Source organism: Pseudomonas sp. LBUM1666 (genome assembly GCF_059695775.1).
The window spans coordinates 5,786,197-5,808,672 of record NZ_CP166789.1; the positions used below are offsets into that span (position 1 = coordinate 5,786,197).

The following is a 22,476-nucleotide window of genomic DNA, read 5'->3' on the forward strand; positions in this document are numbered from 1 at the left end:
GGGCCCGACCATACGCCCCACATCTCCCGGTTATCCCTTCCTACACCGCTCCACGCTTGATCCTACCCCCCGCACCGGCCTAATCTAGCGCCACGCAAACGTTTCACCCCCCTCGCAACATCGATACACCGCCACTCCATACCAAGGAGGTTCCCGAATGTTCGATTTCCATCCCCAGCTCAAGCAGCGCTTTGCTGCCTTGCGCACGGGCGCTGAATTCTTTTCGCTGCGTTATGTGCGCGAGTCCGGCCAATACCTGTCGGTGCGCAAAAACGTCGCTGAACCTCCCAGCCTGAGCCGCGACGAAGGCGCGATGCTGACCGTTCGGGTCAACGGCGTCGAAGCCTATGCCGCGACCAACGACCTGTCGCAATCCGGCCTGCAAGCCGCGCTGGAGCGAGCCGAGCAACAAGCCCGCCGACTCAAGCCCCACGCCCTGCTCGACCTGAGCGCGCAAGTGGTCTCCAGCGACCGCGCCGACTACTTTTCGCCGAACCTGGACCAGCCCTTCCCGTCCCTGAGTGATTGCTACCAACTGCTCGGCGCCGAATCCGCATCCGTGCCCAAGGACGAGCGACTGGTGAACTGGCAGGTGAGCATCGGCATCACTAACGTCGAGCAGATCTACCTCAACAGTGCCGGCGCCGAACTGCGCCAGGCCCAGCGTTTCGTCTACCCGAGCGTGGAAGTCACCGCCTACAACGGCAATGACAGCCAGACCCGTACCCTGGGTCGCGAAAATTTCGGCCAACAAGGCGGCTTTGATGTGATCAGCCGCTGCGGCCTGGTCGGTGCCGGCCCGAAAGTCGCCGATCAGGCGCTGCAATTGCTGCTGGCGCCGAACACCCCGAAAGGCCCGCGTGACCTGCTATTGATGCCGGACCAGATGATGCTGCAGATCCACGAATCCATCGGTCACCCGCTGGAACTGGACCGCATCCTCGGTGACGAGCGCAATTACGCCGGCACCAGTTTCGTCAAGGCCGAAGACTTTGGCAGCCTGCAATACGGCTCCAAACTGCTCAACGTGACCTTCGACCCGGACATCCCCGAACAGCTCGCCAGCTACGGCCATGACGACGACGGTACTGCCGCGAGCAAACAATTCCTGATTAAAGAAGGCTTGCTGCTGCGCCCATTGGGCGGCGCGCTGTCGCAGTTTCGCGCGGGCATGGATGGCGTGGCCAACAGCCGCGCCTGCAGCTGGAACCGTCCGCCGATCGACCGCATGGCCAACCTGAACATCGAGCCCGGCGATCAACCGCTGGAGCAGATGATCGGCAACATCGAGCACGGCATCTTGATGAGCACCAACCGGTCCTGGTCCATCGACGATGCCCGCAACAAGTTCCAGTTCGGCTGTGAATGGGGCCAGCTGATCGAAAACGGCGAACTCAAAGGCGTGGTCAAGAACCCCAACTACCGGGCGATTTCCGCTCAGTTCTGGAAAAGTCTCAGCGCCGTCGGCGATGCGAATACCGTCAAGGTTCTGGGCACGCCGAACTGCGGCAAGGGCGAACCGAATCAGGTGATCCGCGTCGGCCATGCCTCGCCGGCCTGCGTGTTCAGCAACGTTGATGTGTTTGGGGGAGATGCCTGATGAGTACTTCAAATAGTCAGGCCGATGCGTTCAAGGCCTTGGTCAACTGGCTCCGCGACGCGATTCGCGAACCGGAACAGTTCACTCTAAGCTACGCCGCCGAATCCTCGGCCTTCGTGCGCTTCAACCACGCCAAGGTCCGTCAGGCCGGGCAGGTGCAACAGGCGAGCGTCGGTTTCAAACTGATCAACGAGGGGCGCCACGCCGACCTGAACATTACTCTGTCGGGTGATGCCGCAGCCGATGTGCAGCGCCTGGCCGAAGGTCTGCAACAGCTGCGCGAAACCTTGCCGCTGCTGCCGCAGGATCCGTACCTGCTGCTCAACCACAACGGCTGGCAGAGCAAGAATGTGCAGGAGCATCCACTGCCGGACACCGAGCAAGTGGTCGCTGAAATCACCCAGGCGGCCGAAGGGCTGGATCTGGTCGGTTTCTACGCCGCCGGCCCGATCAGTCGCGGCTTCGCCAGTTCTTCAGGCGCGTTCGGCTGGCATCAGGCCAACAGCTTCAACTTTGATTTCAGTCTGGTCCATGAAAACGGCCAAGCGGTGAAAGCCAGTTACGCCGGGCACGACTGGAACAGCGAAGGGTTTGCCAAGCGCTTTGCGCAGGCGCGCGAGCAGTTGGCGTTTCTCGGCAGACCGCAACACACCCTGGCGCCCGGTCAGTACCGCGCCTATCTGGCGCCGGCAGCCCTGGGAGAAATCATGGACATGCTGGGCTGGGGCGGTTTCTCGGCGCAGTCGATTGCCAGCAAAAACAGCCCGCTGCAGAAGCTTTACGCGGGCGACAGTGCGTTCAGCCCGCTGGTGTCCGTCGATGAAAAGGTCAGCGGCTCGTTGAGCCCGGCATTCTCCGGCGAGGGTTATCCGCGCAGCGATCTTGGGTTGATCGTCAACGGCAAGGCCGGCGCACAGATGGTCAGTTCACGCAGTGCGGCCGAGTACGGCCTGACCGCCAATGGCGCCAGCGGTGGTGAAATGCCGAGCGCAGTGAACATGGCGGCCGGTACGTTGCCTGATGCAGAGATTCTCAAGCAATTGGGCACGGGCTTGTACATCAGCAACCTGTGGTACCTGAACTACTCAGACCAACCGGCAGCACGCCTGACCGGCATGACGCGGTTTGCGACCTTCTGGGTCGAGAACGGCGAGATTCAGGCGCCGGTGAGCACCATGCGGTTTGATGACAGTGCCTACAGTTTGCTGGGATCGCAGCTGGAAGCATTGACCGAGGAGCGCGAGTTGCTACTGTCGGCGAGCACTTACAGTCAGCGGGCTACGGCGTCGGCGTTGTTGCCGGGGGCGCTGATCAGCCGGTTGACCTTGACCCTGTAAACTCAAAACCTCGGTACACCGGAGACCCTGTGGCGAGGGGGCTTGCCCCCGTTGGGCTGCGAAGCAGCCCCAGATCGGCAAACGCGGTTCACCAGACAGACCGCATTCGCTGGATTTACGACTGCTTCGCAGCCGAACGGGGGGAAAGCCCCCCTCGCCACAATGGCTCCCTTCTGCCAGGGATCGCGCACTACCTGACCCACATCCACAAGAGGTCCCATGCCCAACCGCCCGCCTCTCGACGCTGTCACCGCCCGCTGGGTGCCGTGGGTCGTCGCCATCGCGTTCTTCATGCAATCCCTCGACGGGACCATCCTCAATACCGCCTTGCCTGCCATGGCCCGAGACCTGGCCGAAGACCCCCTACGCATGCAGGGCGTAATCATCGCCTACATGCTCACCGTCGCGCTGCTGATCCCCGCTTCAGGCTGGATCGCCGACCGTTTCGGCACCAAGAAAATCTTCTTCAGCGCGATTCTGCTGTTCAGCCTCGGCTCGTTGCTGTGTGCGCTGTCGAGCACCCTGAGCCTGCTGATTGGCGCACGAGTGATTCAAGGCCTGGGCGGCGCGCTGATGTTGCCGGTCGGACGGTTGGTGGTGCTGCGTGCCTACCCTCGCTCGGAGCTGGTGCGGATCATGGGCTTCATTACCATTCCCGGTCTGCTCGGCCCGTTGATCGGCCCGACCATGGGCGGCTGGATGGTGGAATACCTGACCTGGCACTGGATCTTCCTGATCAACCTGCCGGTGGGCGCCGTCGGTTGTTACGCGGTGTGGAAGTTCATCCCCGACCTGCGCGGCACCGAACGCACCCGCTTCGATAGCCTGGGGTTTTTACTGTTCGGCGCGGCGATGGTGCTGATCACTATCGCCATGGAAGGCCTCGGTGAACTGCACCTGCCGCACTTGCGGGTGATGTTGCTGCTGTTCGCCGGCATGGCCTGTCTGGCGGCATATTGGTTGCGGGCCGGGCACATCGAAAATCCGCTGTTCGCGCCGTCGCTGTTTAAGACCCGGACGTTTGCCGTGGGCATCCTCGGCAACCTGTTCGCCCGCCTGGGCAGCGGCGCCCTGCCATTTCTCGTGCCGTTGCTGCTGCAAGTGGCGCTGGGATATTCGCCATCCCAGGCCGGGATGAGCATGTTGCCGCTGGCGGCGGCAGCGATGGTCGCCAAGTCGGTGGCGCGACCACTGATCGAACGCTTGGGCTATCGCATCGTGCTCACCGGCAACACATTGGCGCTGGGGCTGATGCTGGCGAGCATGGGGCTGGTCAGCGAGCAAACGCCGTACTGGTTGCTGTTGGTGATGCTATCGATTCTGGGGGCGATCAACTCCTTGCAGTTCACCGCGATGAACACTGTAACCCTGATCGACCTCGACGACGCCAGCGCCAGCAGCGGCAATAGCTTGCTGTCGGTGGTCGCGCAATTGTCCCTGAGCCTGGGTGTTGCCTGTGCCGGTGCCTTGCTCGGCGGGTTCACCGCAGAAGTTGGCAACGATGGCGTGGACACGGTTTTGGGCGCGTTCCAGCTGACCTTTGTAACGGTCGGGATCATGGCGATGCTGGCTGCAACCATCTTCTCCCAGCTCTCAAAGGAAGACGGACGGCGCGTCAAGCGTCCGGAAGAGCACATAGAGCCTTAGGGCGAATGGCCACCGGGCTGGTACACTGCGCGACATTTTGTTTTGCAGGCCAGTCCCGTGACCACCATCGCCACCGCTTTTAATACTTTGCCGCTGTCCGCCGCCATGCTGGCTAACCTCGACTCCCTCGGTTATGCCCAGATGACGCCGATCCAGGCGCAAAGCTTGCCGGTGATCCTCAAAGGGATGGACCTGATCGCCCAGGCCAAGACCGGCAGCGGCAAGACCGCCGCCTTCGGTATCGGCCTGTTGAACCCGATCAATCCGCGCTTCTTCGGTTGCCAGGCGCTGGTCATCTGCCCGACTCGCGAGTTGGCTGACCAGGTCGCCAAGGAAATCCGTCGCCTGGCCCGCGCCGAAGACAACATCAAGGTTCTGACCCTGTGCGGCGGCGTGTCCTTCGGCCCGCAGATCGGCTCCCTGGAGCACGGCGCGCACATCATCGTCGGCACCCCGGGCCGCCTTCAGCAGCATTTGCGCAAAGGTTCGCTGGTGCTCCATGGCCTGAACACGCTGATCCTCGACGAAGCCGACCGCATGCTCGACATGGGCTTCTACGACTCCATCGAAGAAATCATTGCCCAGACCCCAGAGCGTCGCCAGACCCTGCTGTTCTCCGCCACGTACCCGACGGGTATCAAGCAGTTGGCGGCGAAATTCATGCGCACCCCTCAGATCGTGAAGGCCGAGGCGTTCCACGACGACACGCAGATCGAGCAACGTTTCTACGAGATTTCCCCGGAAGAGCGTATGGACGCCGTGGTCAAAGTCCTCGCGCACCATCGTCCGGCCTCCTGCGTCGCCTTCTGCTTCACCAAGCAGCAGGTTCAGGAAACCGTTGATCACCTGACCTCCAAAGGCATCTCCGCCGTCGGCCTGCACGGTGATCTGGAACAGCGTGACCGTGACCAGGTGCTCGCCATGTTCGCCAACCGCAGCACCTCGGTGCTGGTTGCTACCGACGTCGCCGCGCGCGGTCTGGACATCGATGCGCTGGACATGGTGATCAACGTCGAACTGGCCCGTGATTCGGAAATCCACATCCACCGTGTTGGCCGTACGGGCCGCGCCGGTGAGAAAGGTATTGCGATCAGCCTGGTCGCACCGTCCGAAGCGCACCGCGCCCAAGCCATCGAGCTACTGCAGAAGTCGCCGTTGAGCTGGGATCAGTTGGACAACCTCAAATCCCAGGGCGGCGCACCGCTGCTGCCGGTGATGAGCACGCTGGTCATCGGCGCTGGCCGTAAAGACAAGGTGCGTCCGGGCGACATTCTCGGCGCACTGACTGGCGATGCCGGTATTCCGGGCGCTCAGGTCGGCAAGATCGCGATTTTCGACTTCCAGGCTTATGTGGCTGTGGAACGCGGGATCGCCAAGCAAGCGCTGCAGCGCCTGAATGACGGCAAGATCAAAGGCCGTTCGCTGCGCGTTCGCATCCTCTAAGAACGACGCGGCCCCCTGTGGGAGCTGGCCTGCCAGCGATGGCATCGACTCGGTCTGACTGGTAAACCGAGTCGATGCCATCGCCGGCAGGCCAGCTCCCACATTTGATTGCATTCCAGATCAGCTCTTGTGTGAGGACACCGTTTTGCGCTCTACCGAAGTCGTGATCATTGGCGCTGGCGCCGCAGGTTTGATGTGTGCGCTGACCGCCGCCGGGCGCGGGCGCAAGGTGATGTTGCTCGACCATGCCAACAAGGCCGGCAAGAAAATCCTGATGTCGGGCGGTGGCCGCTGCAATTTCACCAACATGTACACCGAACCGAGCAATTTTCTCTCGCAGAACGAACACTTCTGCAAATCTGCCCTGGCGCGCTACACCCAGTGGGATTTCATCGGCATGGTCGCCAAACATGGCGTGCCGTACCACGAGAAAAAACTCGGCCAACTGTTCTGCGATAACAAATCCAGCGACATTCTCGAGATGCTGCTCAACGAGTGCGATCAGGCCGGCGTCAGCCTGCACCTGGACACCTCGATCCAGACCATCGAAAAACTCGAAAGCGGTTACCTGCTGGACACCACGCTCTGCCAAATCACCTGCGAATCCCTGGTGATCGCCACTGGCGGCCTGTCGATCCCGACGCTGGGCGCCACTGGTTTCGGTTATCAGGTGGCCAAGCAGTTCGGCCACGACTTGCTGCCGACCCGCGCAGGTTTGGTGCCGTTCACTATTACCGATCAGCTCAAGGAGCTTTGCACCGAGCTGTCCGGTACGTCGGTGGATTGCCTGGTGAGCTGCAATGACCAGAGTTTCCGCGAAAACATCCTGTTCACCCACCGCGGCCTCAGCGGTCCGGCGATTTTGCAGATTTCATCGTTCTGGGAATCGGGAGACACGGTAGAGATCAACCTGCTGCCGGACCATGACGTACCGAGCTGGCTGCAACAGCAGCAAGCCGAACGCCCAAACAGCGAACTGAAAACCCTGCTGGGGGAAATCTTCACCAAGAAGATGGCCAACCTGCTGGCAGACAACTGGTTCGCCTCCAAACCGATGAAGCAGTACACCCATGCGGAAATTGCCGACATCGCCGAAAAACTGGCGAGCTGGCAAGTGGTTCCGGCCGGCACTGAAGGCTACCGCACTGCCGAAGTGACCCTCGGCGGCGTCGACACGCGCGAAGTGTCGTCCAAGACCATGGAATCGCTGAAAAGCCCCGGCCTGTATTTCATCGGCGAAGTGCTCGACGTCACCGGTCATCTGGGGGGGTTCAACTTCCAGTGGGCCTGGGCCTCGGGTTACGCCGCCGCGCAATTCGTCTGATTGAACCAATTACCTGTAGGAGCGAGCCTGCTCGCGATAGCGGTCTGACAGTCGACGTAAACGTTGAATGTACCGGCCTCATCGCGAGCAGGCTCGCTCCCACATTCGTTATGCGCTGATCTTTAAAGGAACAGATTTTGCTGTCAGATGTGATCGGCGCCATTGCGTCGGCGTCATTACTGGCTCAATTTAGCGTCATTGCCTCGGAAGGCCCTCGCACTTCATGTCATCGACCCCTTTTAGTCAGTCTCTGCGTCGCCTCTGGGCGCTGGATAAATTCAGCTACAGCGTGCGGGTATTCATCGCCCTGACCGGCAGCATGGCGCTGTGTTGGTACAAGGATGAAATGGGGCTGCTGATCCCGCTGTTCCTCGGGATCATCGCCAGCGCCCTGGCCGAGACCGACGACAGTTGGCAAGGCCGCCTTAACGCACTGGCCGTGACGCTGGTGTGCTTCAGCGTCGCCGCCCTCTCCGTCGAACTGCTCTTCCCCTACCCCGTCGTTTTTGTCATCGCCCTGGCCCTGGCCAGTTTCGGCCTGACCATGCTCGGCGCCCTGGGTGAACGCTATGGCGCGATTGCCTCGGCGACGTTGATTCTGTCGGTCTACACCATGATCGGCGTGGACCAGCGCGGCGGCGCAGTCACCGATTTCTGGCACGAGCCGGTGCTGCTGGTGGCCGGTGCAGCCTGGTACGGTTTGCTCTCGGTGCTATGGCAGGCGATGTTTTCCAATCAGCCGGTGCAGCAAAGCCTGGCGCGGTTGTTCCGCGAGTTGGGTTACTACCTGAAGCTGAAATCGTCGCTGTTCGAGCCGATCCGGCAGATGGACGTGGAAGCGCGTCGACTGGAACTGGCGCAGCAAAACGGTCGTGTCGTGGCAGCACTGAACGCCGCCAAGGAAATCATCCTGCACCGGGTCGGCAACGGTCGACCGGGCTCGAAACTCAGCCGTTACCTGAAGCTGTACTTCCTCGCTCAGGACATCCACGAGCGCGCCAGTTCCTCGCACTACCCTTACAACGCCCTCGCCGATGCCTTCTTTCACAGCGACGTGATGTTCCGCTGCCAGCGCCTGCTGCGACAGCAAGGCAAGGCCTGCCGAGCGCTGGCCGAGTCGATCCAGATGCGCCAGCCGTTCATCTATGACGCCAGCTTCGCCGAAGCCCTGAGCGACCTGCACGCCTCCCTCGAACACCTGCGCATTCAGAGCAACCCGGCCTGGCGCGGATTGCTGCGCTCGTTGCGGGCACTGGCGGCCAACCTCGGCACGCTCGATCGTTTGCTCAGCGACGCCAGCAACCCCGATGCCCTGGCGGACGCCACCGACAGCAGCCTGCTCGACCGTTCGCCCCGTAGCCTCAAGGATGTGTGGATTCGGTTACGCACGCAGCTGACACCGACGTCATTGCTGTTCCGTCACGCACTGCGTTTGCCCCTGGCCTTGAGTATCGGCTACGGGATGGTGCATTTGATCCACCCGTCTCAGGGTTACTGGATCATCCTCACCACACTGTTTGTCTGCCAACCGAACTATGGCGCCACCCGCCGCAAACTCGGCCAGCGGATCATCGGCACCGCCATCGGCCTGACCGTGGCCTGGGCGCTGTTCGATCTGTTTCCGAATCCCTTGGTCCAATCGTGCTTCGCGATCGCCGCCGGGGTGGTGTTCTTTATCAACCGCACCACCCGCTACACCTTGGCAACGGCCGCGATCACCTTGATGGTGCTCTTCTGCTTCAACCAGGTCGGGGATGGTTACGGGCTGTTCCTGCCGCGGTTGTTCGATACCTTGCTCGGCAGCCTGATCGCTGGGCTCGCGGTGTTCCTGTTCCTGCCAGACTGGCAGGGCCGCCGCCTGAATAAAGTGCTGGCCAACACCCTCACGTGCAACAGCATTTACCTGCGCCAGATCATGCAGCAATACGCCGCTGGCAAAAGCGACGACCTGGCGTATCGCCTGGCCCGGCGCAATGCACACAACGCCGACGCGGCACTGTCGACGACGCTCGCCAACATGCTGATGGAACCGGGGCACTTCCGTAAGGAGGCGGATGTCGGGTTCCGCTTCCTGGTGCTTTCGCACACCTTGCTCAGTTATTTGTCCGGACTGGGCGCACACCGGGAAACCCAGCTACCGCCGGACGTACACGAGCATTTGATCGACGGCGCCGGCGTGAGACTGGCCGCCAGCATCGATGAAATTGCCCAAGGCTTGTCGAGCAAACTGCCGATTGCGATTCAAAGCGATGAGGAAGAGGCACTGGCCAATTCGCTTGAACAGATGCCGGACGAAATCGATGAAGGCCAACGGCTGGTGCAGACACAGTTGGCGTTGATCTGCCGTCAGCTTGGGCCATTGCGGACGCTGGCAGCGCACCTCATCAAGGAAACGAGCGAGGATTGAAATCTGCGGCGGCTGAGCGGGCCCCTTCGCGAGCAAGCTCGCTCCCAAAGTGGATCTGCAGTGGGTACAGATTTTGTGTACGACAGAGAGCTAATGTGGGAGCGAGCTTGCTCCGGGCGGCGATCCGACGATGAGGCCATCAGCCACACCTTACATCCCATGCTGTTTCATCAACCGCTGATAACTGCCATCCTCTTTCATCGCCGCGATCTCGCGGTCGAAACCGGCGACGATCTGTTCATGCCTGGGGTTCTTCAGGCTGACCAGGATGTGCAGGCTGTTCTCGCTCATTGGTTTGGGCAAAAACTCCACGGCATTGCGCACCTTGGTTGATTCCCGGGCCAGGTAGTAACGTGCGACGTATTCATCTTCCAGCGTCAATTTGACCCGGTCGGCGGCGACCATGCGCACAGCCATGGAAAAGCTGTGCACCGGGACTTTCTGCAGCGACACGTCGTCATCGAACTCCGGCGAATAGGCGTAACCGCGCACCACCGCTATCGGGTAGGTATGCAGTTGTTGCAGGTTGTTGTATTCGATCGGCGTGTCTTTGCGCTTGAGAAAGCGCACCCGGTTGAGCAGGTATTCGCCGGAGAACTGGCCAAGTTTCGTACGATCGTCGGTGTACCAGGCGTTGACCAACACGTCGTATCGACCCTCGCCAACCCCCAGCAAGGCCCGCGCCCAAGGCACTTGTTCAAAGTCAGTGGCATAACCAGCCCGGGCCAGCGCTGTGCTGACGATGTCCGTGGCCAACCCACCGTTGACCAGCGTGGCGTCGGTAAAGGGTGGCCAGGCATCGGCTACCAATCGCAGCTTTTCCGCTGCCGCGCCTTGAGTCAGCAACAGCAATCCAATCAAAGCAAAGGCTCGATGCAATTGCGGCATGCTAGAAAATCCTTAGCGGGCGGGACGCCCGACGTGTTTTCAGCCAAAACTCCAAGGCCCCCGTACTGCCAAACCCAGGTACTAACATTAGCTCATCGAAGCCACTGCACAGCGCTTCATCTCAGATTACACAAACAAGACAAGGCCGCGCGAAATGAATGATGGCATTTTGGCCTTTGTCACAGAATTCTCTGCCATACAGACATCTTTCTCCTGGGCGCTTAGTATCGGAGCGACGATGTTCAAGGAGTGTGAAGATGACAATCGATTGGGTCTGCAAACACCACAGCGATCTGGGCAAAGAGCAGCTGTACGCCATTCTGCAGCTACGTGCAGAGGTGTTTGTCGTTGAGCAGAAATGCGTCTATCAGGACGTCGACGGCCAGGATCTGGAAGGTGACACCTGCCATTTAATGGCTTGGGACGGGGATCGGCTGGTGGCGTACCTGCGGTTGCTCGACCCGGAGTTACAGGGTGGTGACGTGGTCATCGGACGAGTGATCATTGCCCCTCAAGCGCGCGGTACAGGGCTTGGGCATGAGTTGATGGCACAGGCGTTGAAGCAGGCTGAAAAGCGCTGGCCTGAAGTACCGATCTATCTCTCGGCCCAGGCGCATTTGCAGGGGTATTACGGGCGGTACGGGTTTGTGGTGGCGGGCGAGGAATTTCTCGAGGATGACATTCCGCATATCGGAATGCGCCGCCCTTAAGTACCTCTTCGCGAGCAGGCTCGCTCCCACAGGGATCACCTAAATCCTGTGGGAGTGAGCCTGCTCGCGATAGCGTCAGCTGTAACACCGCAGGAACTAGGGATACTCCAGCACCGCTTTAATCTGCCGAAGATTGCGCTCAATCCACCCCCGATCTATCGCCCCCCACTCGCGAATCCGATAGCGCCCGGCATGATTGCGCGCACCGTCTTCCTGCTCGAACTCGCAAACAATGTCCAGATCTGCCAATGCCGCGATGGTGTCCTGCGCCGTGCGCCGGGGCATGCCGGTCACGTCGGTCAGCGTCGGGACGCTACTGGCCAACCCGCTATCAATCAGGTACGCCACATACAACCGACGATAGAAGCTGCTCTTGGTCTTGCTTACATCCATCTAAACACTCCCGGTTGCGATATTTTGATCTCTATTGCATATCCCGCCACGTCAGGTACACCCGCACATCGAACTCCACCTGGTGATACCCCGGCAACATGTGTTCGCAAAGCTTGTAGAACGCCTTGTTGTGATCCGACTCTTTGAAGTGAGCCAGTTCATGCACCACGATCATTTTCAGAAACTCGGCGGGTGCATCCTTGAACAATGAAGCCACACGAATTTCTTTCTTGGCCTTGAGCTTGCCGCCCTGCACCCGGGATATCGCGGTGTGCAATCCGAGGGCGCGGTGGGTCAGGTCCAGGCGGTTGTCGAACAACACCTTATCGATGGCCGGGGCGTTACGCAGGTATTCCTGCTTGAGGTCCAGCGTATAGGTGTACAACGCCTTGTCGCTCTGTACCCGGTGTTTTTCCGGGTAACGCTGGCTCAGGTAGTCGCCCAGCCGACCGTCGGCGATCAGCTGGCGCACTTGGTCCTGCAGCGCGGCGGGATAGGCCTGGAGGTATTTCAACGCGGTCATTGGGGCGGCAACACGATTCACGAAAAGGTCGCCAGTGTAGCGAATTCAGCCGGTCAGCGTGTTCCAGTCGAATGGCTGCACAAAGTCGCCGACGTCCTCGGCCATCATCGGCCGCGCGACCAGAAATCCTTGCACGTACTCGCAACCATTGGCTTGCAGCCACTGATATTGCGCAACGGTTTCCACACCCTCGGCAATCACCAGCATCCCGTACTCCTTGCACAGGCCGATCACACTGCGCACCAGCGCCGCATCGCGTGAGGACTCCGGCAGCCGGGCAATCAAATGCCGGTCGAACTTGAGCGTGTCCAACTCCAGATCCCGCAGATGAGACAGCGAACACGACCCGGAACCAAAGTCATCCAGGGCCACCCGCACACCCAGGTTACGCAGCAGGCGCAGCTGTTTGCGAGTTTCCTCGGGGTTATGCATCAAGGCTTCTTCAGTGACCTCGACTTCCAGATGGCGCGCCTGTAAACCATGGCGCTCCAGTACCTGGCGCAACTCGGTGACCAGATTGGGCATGCTGAACTGCGTACTGCTCAAGCTGACACCCAGCACCAGGTCCTCAACAAACAAGGTTTCCCAGGCTTTTCGCTGGCTCGCCACTTGTTGATAGATCCAGCTGCCCAGGCGACTGATCAACCGCGCCTCTTCCAGCAATGGCAAAAACAGCCCCGGCGGTACATCGCCGACGCTCGGGTGCTGCCAGCGGATCAGCGCTTCGAACCCACGAATCTGCCCGCTGGCAATGGCCACCTGAGGTTGATATACCAAATTGAAATCACGGTTCTCGATCGCCGCGCGCACACTTTCTTCGAGCATCAGCCGCGAGCGTGCCCGGCCGTTCATTTCGTGATCGTAGAAACGATATTGCTGACGGCCGGCGCGCTTGGCTTCGTACATGGCGATGTCGGATGCGCGCAGCAAGCCGTCGAGATTGGAACCGCAATCCGGGTACGTCGCAATGCCGATGCTGGCGCCCAACGCGATATCCAGACCATCGATCTGCTGACAGATCGACACCCGCTCAATCAGCTTCTCGGCAATTTTTGCCGCTTGCTCGGGGAATTCCAGATCCAGCAAAGCGGTGAACTCATCACCGCCCATGCGCGCCAGAATGTCGAAGGGCCGCAGACAAGCCTTCAACTGCTCGGACACCCAGCGCAGCACCCGGTCGCCGGCATCGTGACCGAGGGAATCATTAACCCGTTTGAAGCCGTCGAGGTCCAGATACAGCAGCACCCAGGCACTGTCGGAGCGGTCGCCACGCAACAGCAGGTTTTCCGCCGTCTGGTAAAAACCGCGACGATTGAGCAGCCCGGTCAATGGATCAGTGACCGCCTGGAACTCCAGTTGCTGATGCAGATGGCGCACCACCGACATGTCCAGCACCGTCACCACCATCGCCTGTTGTTCGCTGGGCAACGGTGCGCAGGATAGCGCCACGGGCACCTGCTGGCCGGGCGCCGTACGCAGCAATGCGTCATGCAGGCGCAGGGTTTCGCCGCGCTGGTAACCGGCGAACAGCTCGGAGTCAGCCCAGATCGGGATGTGTGGGTTTTGCAGGAAATCCAGGAACTCTTTGCCTTGCAGGTCTTGCACCGTGGCATTGAGCAACCGCGACATCGCCGGATTGGCAAAGCGGATCAGACCGTCCTCACCGACCACCAGGATGCCTTCGGCGGCATTGTCGAGCACCGAGGCATTAAACGCGCGTGCGACCTCCAGATCGTGGCTCAGGCGCTGCAACGCACGGCGATTGCGCTGATGCTCGAGCAGCGCCTGGACTTTGGGCTTGAGAATTTGTGGGTCGAACGGTTTGAACAGGTAATCCACCGCACCACTGGCATAGCCCTTGATCACGGCGTCCTGGGACTGCTCGTTGGCGGTAAGGAAAATGATCGGCGTGAGGCGGGTTCGCTGGCTTCCGCGCATCAGGCGTGCCACTTCAAAACCGTCCATGCCCGGCATCTGTACATCCAGCAGCACCAGGTCGACATCGTGTTCGAGTAACAGACTGAGCGCCTCGAAGCCCGAGGCGGCGGTCATGACCTGCCAGTCCTGGCGCTGCAACAACGCGCGCATGCTGATCAGGTTTTCAGGGTAATCATCGACGATTAAAAGAATTGAACTGCCTTCAGCTGGCGTGGGTTGCGCGCATTCCATGCTGCTTCTCTTATGCGGGACGTCAGGCCGGTTTCTCGTGAAAACCGGACAAATACTAAGCCTTCACTCTAGACCGGGTTCTGCAAAAGCAGAAGCTATCAGTACGCCATCATTTAACTAAAGCGTCCATTTGCCGACTAACGGTCGGCGCCACAGGCCCCTGAAACCGGGAAAGATGGCCTTTTAACAGGATTTTGACGTCACCCGTTTGTCATTTACGCATTAACAAATTGAACTTCTACGATTATAAGGATGGCCCCCAAGGCGCGTGCCAGAGCTTCTGGCACGTCCGTGCAGTAAAAAAAACGTGGAAGCTTTTGTCTATGATTGATCTCGCAACCTGGAACCTCAGCGTTCCCGTCGGCAATCCGCCGTACACCGTTGAAACGTCAAAACTGGTGGATGGCTTCAAGGACCAATACTTCCACTCCGACACCGGCACCTTGTTTTTCTGGGCCCCGGTCACCGGTGCTACAACTGAAAACGCAAAGTATCCCCGCACCGAACTTCGCGAAACCTACAGCAATGGCACCCTGAAAAACTGGCTCTACCCGGACGCCGACAACTCCCTGCGTGCCACCCTGGCGGTGAACCAGGTACCGACCTCGGGCAAGATCGTCATCGGCCAGATCCACGCCTATGAAAGCCAGAAACCCATGGTGAAGCTCGAGTATCAGTACTCGACCAGCACGCAGTCAGGCAACATCGTCGCCAAGGTTCGTATGCGCCCTGATGACGATAACGCACGGATAATCACCCTTGCTACCGGGGTGAAACTGGATCGGGAGTTTTCCTACCTCATCCACCTGAGCCCGGGCGGCGCGCTGGGCATCAGTGCGGCGGGCTACCAATGGGACACCGACATCAGCAAGACCTGGAGCGTCAAGCCGCTGTACTTCAAGGCCGGGGCGTATGTGCAGGACAACACCGGGTACACCAGCGAAGGCGGGAAAGTGACGTTCAGCAAGCTGGATATTGATCACGACAAGTAGCCTCCTCACTCTGATCGTTCCCTCGCGCAGCAATGGAATGCATCCCGGGACGCTCCGCGCCCCATCCAGAGCCGAACGCGGAGCGTCCGTTGAGGCATTCCCACGCGGGAGCGTGGGAACGATCTCATCTCTGTAGCAGCTGCCGAGCCTGCGAGGCTGCGTCCGAGGACGAAGTCCTCGCAAGCTTGATGAACCCGGTCTACCTGAATAAATGCGTTGTCTGATTTACGACTGCTACGTCCGAACGCGGCCCGAGCCTCGCAGCCTCGCAGGCTCGACAGCTGCTACAAAATCCTGGCGTCCGCAAAACTCGTAGGACTCCTCCAACCGTGCCTCAAACGCCGCCCTCAAATATCTGAACCTCATGGCCTGCACCAGCCTGCCGGACTATGCCGAAAACGATATCAACACCGTCACCAACATCGCCCGGATCCTGGTCCAGGATGTGAGCGATGTGTTTCGGGTGATTGAGCAGCGCGGGTTTGAAACGCCCAAGAGTCAGTAGTCAATTTTCAGGCAATAAAAAACCCGCATCGCTGCGGGTTTTTTAATACCGGTAGTAACGCTGAAGGCTTAGTTAACCTTAGCGTTCAACTCACCTTTCAGATAACGCTGATACATCGCTTCCAACGAGATCGGTTTGATCTTCGAGGCATTACCCGCCGTACCAAACGCTTCATAACGTGCGATACACACATCACGCATGGCAGTAACAGTCGCGCCGAAGAATTTACGCGGATCAAACTCGCTCGGATTGGTAGCCATCAGGCGACGCATCGCACCGGTGGATGCCAAGCGCAGGTCGGTGTCGATGTTGACCTTACGCACGCCGTGCTTGATGCCTTCGACGATTTCTTCAACCGGTACGCCGTAGGTTTCTTTGATGTCGCCGCCGTACTGGTTGATGATCGCCAGCCAGTCTTGAGGCACCGAAGACGAACCGTGCATCACCAGGTGGGTGTTCGGGATGCGTTTGTGGATTTCTTTGATGCGGTCGATGGCCAGCACGTCGCCGGTAGGCGGCTTGGTGAACTTGTACGCGCCGTGGCTGGTGCCGATGGCGATAGCCAGGGCGTCGACTTGAGTGCGCTTGACGAAGTCAGCGGCTTCTTCCGGGTCGGTCAGCATTTGGCTGTGATCCAGAACGCCTTCGGCGCCGATGCCGTCTTCTTCACCGGCCATGCCGGTTTCCAGCGAACCCAGGCAGCCCAGCTCGCCTTCTACCGATACGCCGCAGGCGTGAGCCAGGGCAACGGTTTGTTGGGTAACGCGGACGTTGTAGTCGTAGTCGGTCGGGGTCTTGCCGTCTTCACCCAGGGAACCGTCCATCATCACCGAGCTGAAGCCCAGTTGGATGGAGCGCTGGCAGACGTCAGGGCTGGTGCCGTGGTCCTGATGCATGCACACCGGGATGTGCGGGAATTCTTCGATTGCCGCCAGGATCAGGTGACGCAGGAACGGTGCGCCGGCGTATTTGCGAGCACCGGCCGAAGCCTGGACGATCACCGGGGAGTCAGTCTTGTCAGCGGCTTCCATGATGGCGCGCATCTGCTCAAGGTTGTTGACGTTGAAGGCTGGAACGCCGTAGCCGTACTCGGCTGCGTGGTCCAGCATCTGGCGCATGCTGATAAGTGCCATTGTGTGTGTCTCTCCCGGTTTAGGGTCGTTAATCGTGCCAGCCTGCCGTAGCGGCGGCGGCTATTCAAGTTATTGCAGATCGGGGGTTGCCCCGGCCCGCTCATTCGGTAGTACGCAGAAACCCTGTGGGAGCGAGCTTGCTCGCGATGGGGGCCTGGCAGCCAACAGTGCAGCGACTGTCAGACCGCAATCGCGAGCAAGCTCGCTCCCACATTTGGATCTCTGTGAATCAAATCAATCGTCTTACTCGGCTTTGCAACCGCGGCCGATCAAATCATTGGTGGCGACCCAGTACACCAGGCCTTCCTCACCTTTTATGTGAAACGCCAGCATGTCGTTGCTGTACAGCGAACCTTCGGCGCCCGGTTCATGCTTCAAGCGGTAGACCTGATCGGCTCCGCCCAGGCGAACGTCGACTTCCTTGCGGCTTTCATCGGTGTAGCGCCAGAGCACTTTGGCCTGACTGTCGCAGGTCCAGGTGGTCCAGCTGTCCGTCGATTCGGCAGGCTTGAACAGGTTCAAATTAGCGCAACCTGCCAGCAGAGCCAGCGCCGTAACGGCGATAAAACCTTTCATCCATGTTCCTCGACTGACGACGCACGTCGCCAGCCCTGAGTAAAGTGTCAGACCCGTCAAGGGCAACCATGTTCCTTGGCCGGGGTCTGTGTCTCGTATTTTTCCAGGCCATCAGGCCCGGAACGCTTGTTGATCACCGGGTTGGTTTCGGCCTGCCAGTCGGCCTGGTAGCAGCCTTTGTCCTGTTCAGGCGTCTCGGGCACCTTCGGGGCTTTCGGGTTACTCCCGCAAGCTGCCAGCGACCCCGCGATGATCAACAGCGCTAATGTTTTGACCATCTGAACACTCCTTTGCCTGGTCAAATGGGCGACCTCAGGCCTTGGCCCGGCTTTCCAGGACTTCAACGGCTGGCAGCACTTTGCCTTCGACGAACTCGAGGAAAGCGCCGCCGCCGGTAGAAATGTAGGAGATTTGATCAGCAACGCCATATTTATCGATGGCGGCCAGGGTGTCGCCGCCGCCAGCGATGGAGAATGCAGAGCTTTCTGCGATGGCCTGGGCCAGGACTTTGGTGCCGTTACCGAACTGGTCGAATTCGAACACACCCACCGGGCCGTTCCACAGGATGGTCTTGGACGACTTCAGCAGCTCGGCGAAATTCGCCGCGGTCTGTGGGCCGATATCCAGAATCATGTCGTCTGCGGCCACATCGGCGATCAGCTTGACGGTAGCAGTCGCGCTTTCAGCGAATTCCTTGGCAACCACGACGTCGACCGGCAGCGGCACGCTGACCTTGGCGGCGATGGCGCGAGCGGTATCCAGCAGGTCCGGCTCGTACAGGGACTTGCCGACCGGGTGACCGGCAGCGGCCAGGAAGGTGTTGGCAATGCCGCCGCCGACGATCAGCTGGTTGCAGATCTGGCTCAGGCTGTTCAGCACGTCGAGTTTGGTCGAGACCTTGGAGCCGGCAACAATCGCCGCCATTGGCTGGGCCGGGGCGCCGAGGGCTTTGCCCAGTGCGTCCAGTTCGGCGGCCAGCAACGGGCCAGCGGCCGCGACTTTGGCGAACTTGGCCACGCCATGGGTCGAACCCTCGGCGCGGTGAGCGGTGCCGAAGGCGTCCATCACGAACACGTCGCACAGGGCGGCGTATTGCTGGGCCAGTTCGTCAGCGTTCTTTTTCTCGCCTTTGTTGAAGCGCACGTTTTCGAACAGCACGATGTCGCCGGCCTTCACGTCAACACCGCCCAGGTAATCGGCCACCAGTGGCACTTCACGGCCCAGAGCCTTGCTCAGGTAGTCAGCGACTGGCTTGAGGCTGTTCTCGGCCGAGAACTCGCCTTCGGTCGGACGGCCAAGGTGCGAGCAGACCATCACGGCCGCACCTTTTTCCAGGGCCAGCTTGATGGTCGGCAGCGAGGCCAGGATTCGCGCATCGCTGGTGACAACACCGTCCTTGACTGGGACGTTGAGGTCTTCGCGGATCAGTACGCGCTTACCTTGCAGATCGAGGTCGGTCATCTTCAACACGGTCATGGGTCGCAGTTCCTACTGTTTTTGAGAGCAGTGTTTTGGAGAGCCAGCTGATTGCAGATAGTGTTCCGCAACATCCAGCATTCGATTGGCAAAACCCCATTCGTTGTCGAACCAGGCCAGGATGTTCACCAGCCGTGGGCCGGATACTCGGGTCTGACTGGCATCGACGATCGCCGAATGTGGGTCATGGTTGAAATCACAACTGGCGTGAGGCAACTCGGTGTAGGCCAGAAGGCCTTTGAGCGGGCCGCTGGTGGCGGCCTCGCGCAGAATCCGGTTGACCTCGGTGGCGTCGGTGTCGCTCACGGTCTGCATCGTAATGTCGAGGCAAGACACGTTAACCGTCGGCACCCGCACGGCTTTGGCCTGAATTCTCCCGGCAAGTTCCGGTAACAGGCGTTCGATGCCACGCGCCAGACCAGTGGACACCGGAATCACCGACTGAAACGCCGAACGGGTGCGGCGCAAGTCTTCGTGATGATAGGCATCGATCACCGGCTGATCGTTCATCGCCGAGTGAATGGTGGTGATCGACACGTATTCCAGACCAATAGCCTGATCCAGCAGGCGCAACAGCGGCACGCCGCAGTTGGTGGTGCAGGACGCGTTGGACACCAGCAGCTCGTCGCCGGTCAGGCAATCCTGGTTCACGCCGTAGACGATGGTGGCGTCGACATCCGCTTCGCTGGCCATCGGCTGGGAAAACAACACGCGCGGCGCACCGGCGTCGAGGAAACGCTGGCCGTCTTCACGAGTGTGGTAAGCGCCGGAGCACTCCAGCACCAGATCGACGCCCAGTGACGCCCAATCGATGCCTTCAGGGGTGGCACTGCGCAAGACCTTCACGCAGTCGCCATTAATATGCAGACAATCGCCGTCGACCTTCACTTCGCCGGGAAAACGCCCGTGAGTGGAGTCGAAGCGTGTCAGGTATTCGATGCTGGCCATGTCAGCCAGATCGTTTATCGCAACAATTTCAAACCCGGCCTTATCGCCTCGCTCAAACAACGCACGCAAGACGCAACGACCAATCCGGCCGTAGCCGTTGAGTGCAACTTTGTAAGGACGCGGTTGAGGCATGGGGTTCTCGATAGACGCAGGCAGAACGAAAATCTCGTTAACAACACGACCCCTGTAGGAGCTGTCGAGTGAAACGAGGCTGCGATCTTTTGATCTTGTTTTTAAGATCAAGATCAAAAGATCGCAGCCTTCGGCAGCTCCTACAGGAAACGCGGCAGCCTGGGCCGCCGCGTCGTGTTTTAGTCTTCCAGCAGCTCTTCAGCCTGACCCAGGATGTTTTCCAGGGTGAAGCCGAACTCTTCGAACAAGGCTGGCGCAGGCGCCGACTCGCCGTAGGTGGTCATGCCGATCACGCGACCTTCCAGGCCCACGTACTTGTACCAATAGTCCGCGTGGGCGGCTTCGATGGCGATACGGGCGCTGACCTGCAACGGCAGAACTGCTTGCTTGTAACCGGCGTCCTGAGCATCGAACACGCTGGTGCAAGGCATCGAAACAACACGTACTTTGCGACCCTGTTCAGTCAGCTTGTCGTAAGCCTGAACCGCCAGACCCACTTCGGAACCGGTGGAGATCAGGATCAGCTCTGGCTCGCCGTCGCAGTCCTTCAACACGTAACCGCCACGGGCGATGTCGGCAATCTGGAACGCATTGCGGGTTTGGTGCTGCAGGTTCTGACGCGAGAAAATCAGCGCCGAAGGGCCGTCCTTGCGTTCCAGAGCCAGTTTCCAGCACACCGCCGATTCAACGGCATCGGCTGGGCGCCAGGTGTCGAGGTTCGGCGTGCTGCGCAAGCTGGTCAGTTGCTCGATCGGCTGGTGAGTCGGGCCGTCTTCGCCCAGACCGATGGAGTCGTGGGTGTAGACGAACACGACGCGCTGCTTCATCAGCGAGGCCATGCGCACTGCGTTGCGGGCGTATTCCATGAACATCAGGAAGGTCGCGCCGTAAGGCACCAGACCGCCGTGCAGGGTCACGCCGTTCATGATCGCGCTCATGCCGAACTCGCGAACGCCGTAGTACATGTAGTTGCCGCTGGCGTCTTCAGCCGAAACACCTTTGCAACCTTTCCACAGGGTCAGGTTGGAACCGGCCAGGTCAGCGGAGCCGCCCAGCAGTTCAGGCAGCAACGGGCCGTAGGCATTCAATGCGTTCTGGCTGGCTTTGCGACTGGCGATGGTTTCGCCCTTGGCCGCGACTTCAGCAATATAAGCCGAGGCTTTTTCCGCGAAGTCTTCCGGCAGCTCGCCGCTCAGACGACGAATCAGCTCGTTGGCCAACTCAGGGAAGGCAGCAGAGTAGGCAGCGAAACGCTGATCCCATTCGGCTTCGGCCGCGCGACCGGTTTCCTTGGCGTCCCACTCGGCGTAGATGTCGGCCGGGATTTCGAACGGACCGTGATTCCATTTCAGCGCAGCACGGGTCAGAGCGATTTCCGCGTCACCCAGTGGGGCGCCGTGGCAGTCTTCCTTGCCTTGCTTGTTCGGCGAACCGAAACCGATGGTGGTCTTGCAGCAGATCAGCGTCGGTTGCTCGCTTTTACGCGCGGTGTCGATCGCAATCTTGATCTCTTCAGGGTCGTGACCGTCGACGTTGCGGATCACCTGCCAGTTGTAGGCTTCGAAACGCTTAGGGGTGTCGTCGGTGAACCAGCCTTCGACTTCGCCGTCGATGGAGATGCCGTTGTCGTCGTAGAAGGCGATCAGCTTGCCCAGGCCCAACGTACCGGCCAGGGAGCCGACTTCGTGGGAAATGCCTTCCATCATGCAGCCATCACCCAGGAACACGTAGGTGTGGTGGTCGACAACATTGTGGCCCGGACGGTTGAACTGCGCCGCCAGGACTTTTTCTGCCAGGGCAAAACCAACGGCGTTGGCCAGGCCTTGGCCCAGTGGACCGGTGGTGGTTTCAACGCCTGGGGTGTAGCCGAATTCCGGGTGACCCGGGGTACGGCTGTGCAGCTGGCGGAAGTTCTTCAGGTCTTCGATCGACAGATCGTAGCCGGTCAGGTGCAGCAGCGAGTAGATCAACATCGAGCCGTGACCGTTGGACAGCACGAAGCGGTCACGGTCGGCGAACGATGGATTGCTCGGGTTGTGCTTCAGGTAGTCACGCCAAAGTACTTCGGCGATATCCGCCATACCCATAGGGGCACCGGGATGGCCGCTGTTGGCTTTTTGCACGGCATCCATGCTGAGGGCACGAATGGCGTTGGCACGCTCACGACGGCTGGGCATCGCTGTTCTCCTGGGGGCTGAATAAAACGAAACGGAAAAAAGGCGAGCATTTTCCCTCACCCACCCGCCTCGGGGCAATGACAGATAGTCATCTGA

The 22,476-nt window shown here is 60.0% G+C and carries 18 protein-coding genes and 1 pseudogene; 9 read left to right on the top strand and 10 right to left on the bottom strand.

Annotated elements, in window-relative coordinates; translation table 11 throughout:
- The first annotated feature begins 157 nt into the window (after positions 1 to 157).
- The 6 genes from ACA056_RS26720 (at position 158) to yccS (ending at position 9,758) form a co-directional block, all read left to right on the top strand.
- Positions 158 to 1,600 carry a TldD/PmbA family protein gene (locus ACA056_RS26720; RefSeq protein WP_497268925.1) on the top strand — a complete coding sequence of 481 codons (1,443 nt, stop codon included), beginning with the start codon at positions 158 to 160 and terminating at the stop codon, positions 1,598 to 1,600.
- Entirely contained in the window at positions 1,600 to 2,937 is a 1,338-nt protein-coding gene (locus ACA056_RS26725) for a TldD/PmbA family protein (RefSeq protein WP_497268927.1), read from the top strand. Before ACA056_RS26720 ends, ACA056_RS26725 begins: the two co-directional genes overlap by 1 nt.
- A 219-nt stretch (positions 2,938 to 3,156) precedes the next feature.
- Positions 3,157 to 4,584, top strand: a complete 1,428-nt coding sequence (gene mdtD / locus ACA056_RS26730) for a multidrug transporter subunit MdtD (protein WP_497268930.1) — start codon at positions 3,157 to 3,159, stop codon at positions 4,582 to 4,584.
- A gap of 105 nt (positions 4,585 to 4,689) precedes the next feature.
- A complete protein-coding gene (dbpA, locus tag ACA056_RS26735; protein ID WP_497273603.1) occupies positions 4,690 to 6,027 on the top strand; it encodes an ATP-dependent RNA helicase DbpA in 1,338 nt (445 codons plus the stop codon).
- 145 nt (positions 6,028 to 6,172) lie between these two features.
- On the top strand, positions 6,173 to 7,351 hold the full coding sequence (locus ACA056_RS26740; RefSeq protein ID WP_497268932.1) for a BaiN/RdsA family NAD(P)/FAD-dependent oxidoreductase: 1,179 nt from the start codon (positions 6,173 to 6,175) through the stop codon (positions 7,349 to 7,351).
- Between the two features lie 223 nt (positions 7,352 to 7,574).
- Positions 7,575 to 9,758 carry a YccS family putative transporter gene (yccS, locus tag ACA056_RS26745; protein WP_497268934.1) on the top strand — a complete coding sequence of 728 codons (2,184 nt, stop codon included), beginning with the start codon at positions 7,575 to 7,577 and terminating at the stop codon, positions 9,756 to 9,758.
- Between the two features lie 150 nt (positions 9,759 to 9,908).
- On the opposite strand, the gene ACA056_RS26750 is transcribed toward yccS, so the two are convergent.
- Positions 9,909 to 10,646: a substrate-binding periplasmic protein gene (locus ACA056_RS26750; protein ID WP_497268936.1), complete on the bottom strand. Its 738-nt coding sequence runs from the start codon at positions 10,644 to 10,646 to the stop codon at positions 9,909 to 9,911.
- Between the two features lie 257 nt (positions 10,647 to 10,903).
- Here ACA056_RS26750 and ACA056_RS26755 point away from each other — a divergent pair, with 257 nt between their 5' ends.
- Positions 10,904 to 11,356, top strand: a complete 453-nt coding sequence (locus tag ACA056_RS26755; RefSeq protein ID WP_046045281.1) for a GNAT family N-acetyltransferase — start codon at positions 10,904 to 10,906, stop codon at positions 11,354 to 11,356.
- A gap of 96 nt (positions 11,357 to 11,452) precedes the next feature.
- Here the strand turns inward: ACA056_RS26755 and ACA056_RS26760 are convergent, their stop codons facing one another.
- Genes ACA056_RS26760 through ACA056_RS26770 form a run of 3 tightly spaced genes read right to left on the bottom strand, consistent with a single transcriptional unit; the run spans position 11,453 to position 14,441 of the window.
- Entirely contained in the window at positions 11,453 to 11,749 is a 297-nt protein-coding gene (locus ACA056_RS26760) for a winged helix-turn-helix domain-containing protein (RefSeq protein WP_497268939.1), read from the bottom strand.
- A gap of 31 nt (positions 11,750 to 11,780) precedes the next feature.
- Complete coding sequence (locus ACA056_RS26765; RefSeq protein WP_008151965.1) at positions 11,781 to 12,272, bottom strand: M48 metallopeptidase family protein; 492 nt, start codon at positions 12,270 to 12,272, stop codon at positions 11,781 to 11,783.
- A 45-nt stretch (positions 12,273 to 12,317) separates the two neighbouring features.
- Positions 12,318 to 14,441, bottom strand: a complete 2,124-nt coding sequence (locus tag ACA056_RS26770; RefSeq protein WP_497268941.1) for a putative bifunctional diguanylate cyclase/phosphodiesterase — start codon at positions 14,439 to 14,441, stop codon at positions 12,318 to 12,320.
- A 323-nt stretch (positions 14,442 to 14,764) separates the two neighbouring features.
- On the opposite strand from ACA056_RS26770, the gene ACA056_RS26775 reads away from it, so the two are divergent.
- Together ACA056_RS26775 and ACA056_RS26780 are read left to right on the top strand one after the other, a co-directional pair.
- Entirely contained in the window at positions 14,765 to 15,433 is a 669-nt protein-coding gene (locus tag ACA056_RS26775; RefSeq protein ID WP_497268943.1) for a polysaccharide lyase family 7 protein, read from the top strand.
- A 337-nt stretch (positions 15,434 to 15,770) separates the two neighbouring features.
- A pseudogene (locus ACA056_RS26780) lies at positions 15,771 to 15,938 on the top strand (fructose-bisphosphate aldolase); the annotation flags it as partial.
- 68 nt (positions 15,939 to 16,006) lie between these two features.
- Here the strand turns inward: ACA056_RS26780 and fba are convergent.
- The 6 genes from fba to tkt form a co-directional block, all read right to left on the bottom strand.
- Positions 16,007 to 17,071, bottom strand: a complete 1,065-nt coding sequence (gene fba, locus ACA056_RS26785; RefSeq protein ID WP_497268945.1) for a class II fructose-bisphosphate aldolase — start codon at positions 17,069 to 17,071, stop codon at positions 16,007 to 16,009.
- A gap of 243 nt (positions 17,072 to 17,314) precedes the next feature.
- Positions 17,315 to 17,647: an MliC family protein gene (locus ACA056_RS26790; RefSeq protein WP_462048107.1), complete on the bottom strand. Its 333-nt coding sequence runs from the start codon at positions 17,645 to 17,647 to the stop codon at positions 17,315 to 17,317.
- A gap of 56 nt (positions 17,648 to 17,703) precedes the next feature.
- On the bottom strand, positions 17,704 to 17,925 hold the full coding sequence (locus ACA056_RS26795; protein ID WP_497268948.1) for a hypothetical protein: 222 nt from the start codon (positions 17,923 to 17,925) through the stop codon (positions 17,704 to 17,706).
- 34 nt (positions 17,926 to 17,959) lie between these two features.
- Positions 17,960 to 19,123: a phosphoglycerate kinase gene (locus tag ACA056_RS26800; protein ID WP_033060390.1), complete on the bottom strand. Its 1,164-nt coding sequence runs from the start codon at positions 19,121 to 19,123 to the stop codon at positions 17,960 to 17,962.
- A gap of 12 nt (positions 19,124 to 19,135) precedes the next feature.
- Entirely contained in the window at positions 19,136 to 20,203 is a 1,068-nt protein-coding gene (epd, locus tag ACA056_RS26805) for an erythrose-4-phosphate dehydrogenase (protein ID WP_497268950.1), read from the bottom strand.
- A 179-nt stretch (positions 20,204 to 20,382) separates the two neighbouring features.
- Complete coding sequence (tkt, locus tag ACA056_RS26810) at positions 20,383 to 22,380, bottom strand: transketolase (RefSeq protein WP_497268952.1); 1,998 nt, start codon at positions 22,378 to 22,380, stop codon at positions 20,383 to 20,385.
- Between the last annotated feature and the right edge of the window lie 96 nt (positions 22,381 to 22,476).

Excerpts from the sequence above, each read along its gene's own strand:
- yccS (WP_497268934.1), top strand. The coding sequence starts at position 7,575 with ATGTCATCGACCCCTTTTAGTCAGTCTCTGCGTCGCCTCTGGGCGCTG.
- epd (WP_497268950.1), bottom strand. The coding sequence starts at position 20,203 with ATGCCTCAACCGCGTCCTTACAAAGTTGCACTCAACGGCTACGGCCGG.
- ACA056_RS26770 (WP_497268941.1), bottom strand. The coding sequence starts at position 14,441 with ATGGAATGCGCGCAACCCACGCCAGCTGAAGGCAGTTCAATTCTTTTA.
- fba (WP_497268945.1), bottom strand. The coding sequence starts at position 17,071 with ATGGCACTTATCAGCATGCGCCAGATGCTGGACCACGCAGCCGAGTAC.
- ACA056_RS26800 (WP_033060390.1), bottom strand. The coding sequence starts at position 19,123 with ATGACCGTGTTGAAGATGACCGACCTCGATCTGCAAGGTAAGCGCGTA.
- mdtD (WP_497268930.1), top strand. The coding sequence starts at position 3,157 with ATGCCCAACCGCCCGCCTCTCGACGCTGTCACCGCCCGCTGGGTGCCG.
- ACA056_RS26755 (WP_046045281.1), top strand. The coding sequence starts at position 10,904 with ATGACAATCGATTGGGTCTGCAAACACCACAGCGATCTGGGCAAAGAG.
- dbpA (WP_497273603.1), top strand. The coding sequence starts at position 4,690 with ATGCTGGCTAACCTCGACTCCCTCGGTTATGCCCAGATGACGCCGATC.
- ACA056_RS26760 (WP_497268939.1), bottom strand. The coding sequence starts at position 11,749 with ATGGATGTAAGCAAGACCAAGAGCAGCTTCTATCGTCGGTTGTATGTG.
- ACA056_RS26790 (WP_462048107.1), bottom strand. The coding sequence starts at position 17,647 with ATGAAAGGTTTTATCGCCGTTACGGCGCTGGCTCTGCTGGCAGGTTGC.
- ACA056_RS26725 (WP_497268927.1), top strand. The coding sequence starts at position 1,600 with ATGAGTACTTCAAATAGTCAGGCCGATGCGTTCAAGGCCTTGGTCAAC.
- ACA056_RS26720 (WP_497268925.1), top strand. The coding sequence starts at position 158 with ATGTTCGATTTCCATCCCCAGCTCAAGCAGCGCTTTGCTGCCTTGCGC.
- ACA056_RS26795 (WP_497268948.1), bottom strand. The coding sequence starts at position 17,925 with ATGGTCAAAACATTAGCGCTGTTGATCATCGCGGGGTCGCTGGCAGCT.
- ACA056_RS26775 (WP_497268943.1), top strand. The coding sequence starts at position 14,765 with ATGATTGATCTCGCAACCTGGAACCTCAGCGTTCCCGTCGGCAATCCG.
- tkt (WP_497268952.1), bottom strand. The coding sequence starts at position 22,380 with ATGCCCAGCCGTCGTGAGCGTGCCAACGCCATTCGTGCCCTCAGCATG.
- ACA056_RS26750 (WP_497268936.1), bottom strand. The coding sequence starts at position 10,646 with ATGCCGCAATTGCATCGAGCCTTTGCTTTGATTGGATTGCTGTTGCTG.
- ACA056_RS26765 (WP_008151965.1), bottom strand. The coding sequence starts at position 12,272 with ATGACCGCGTTGAAATACCTCCAGGCCTATCCCGCCGCGCTGCAGGAC.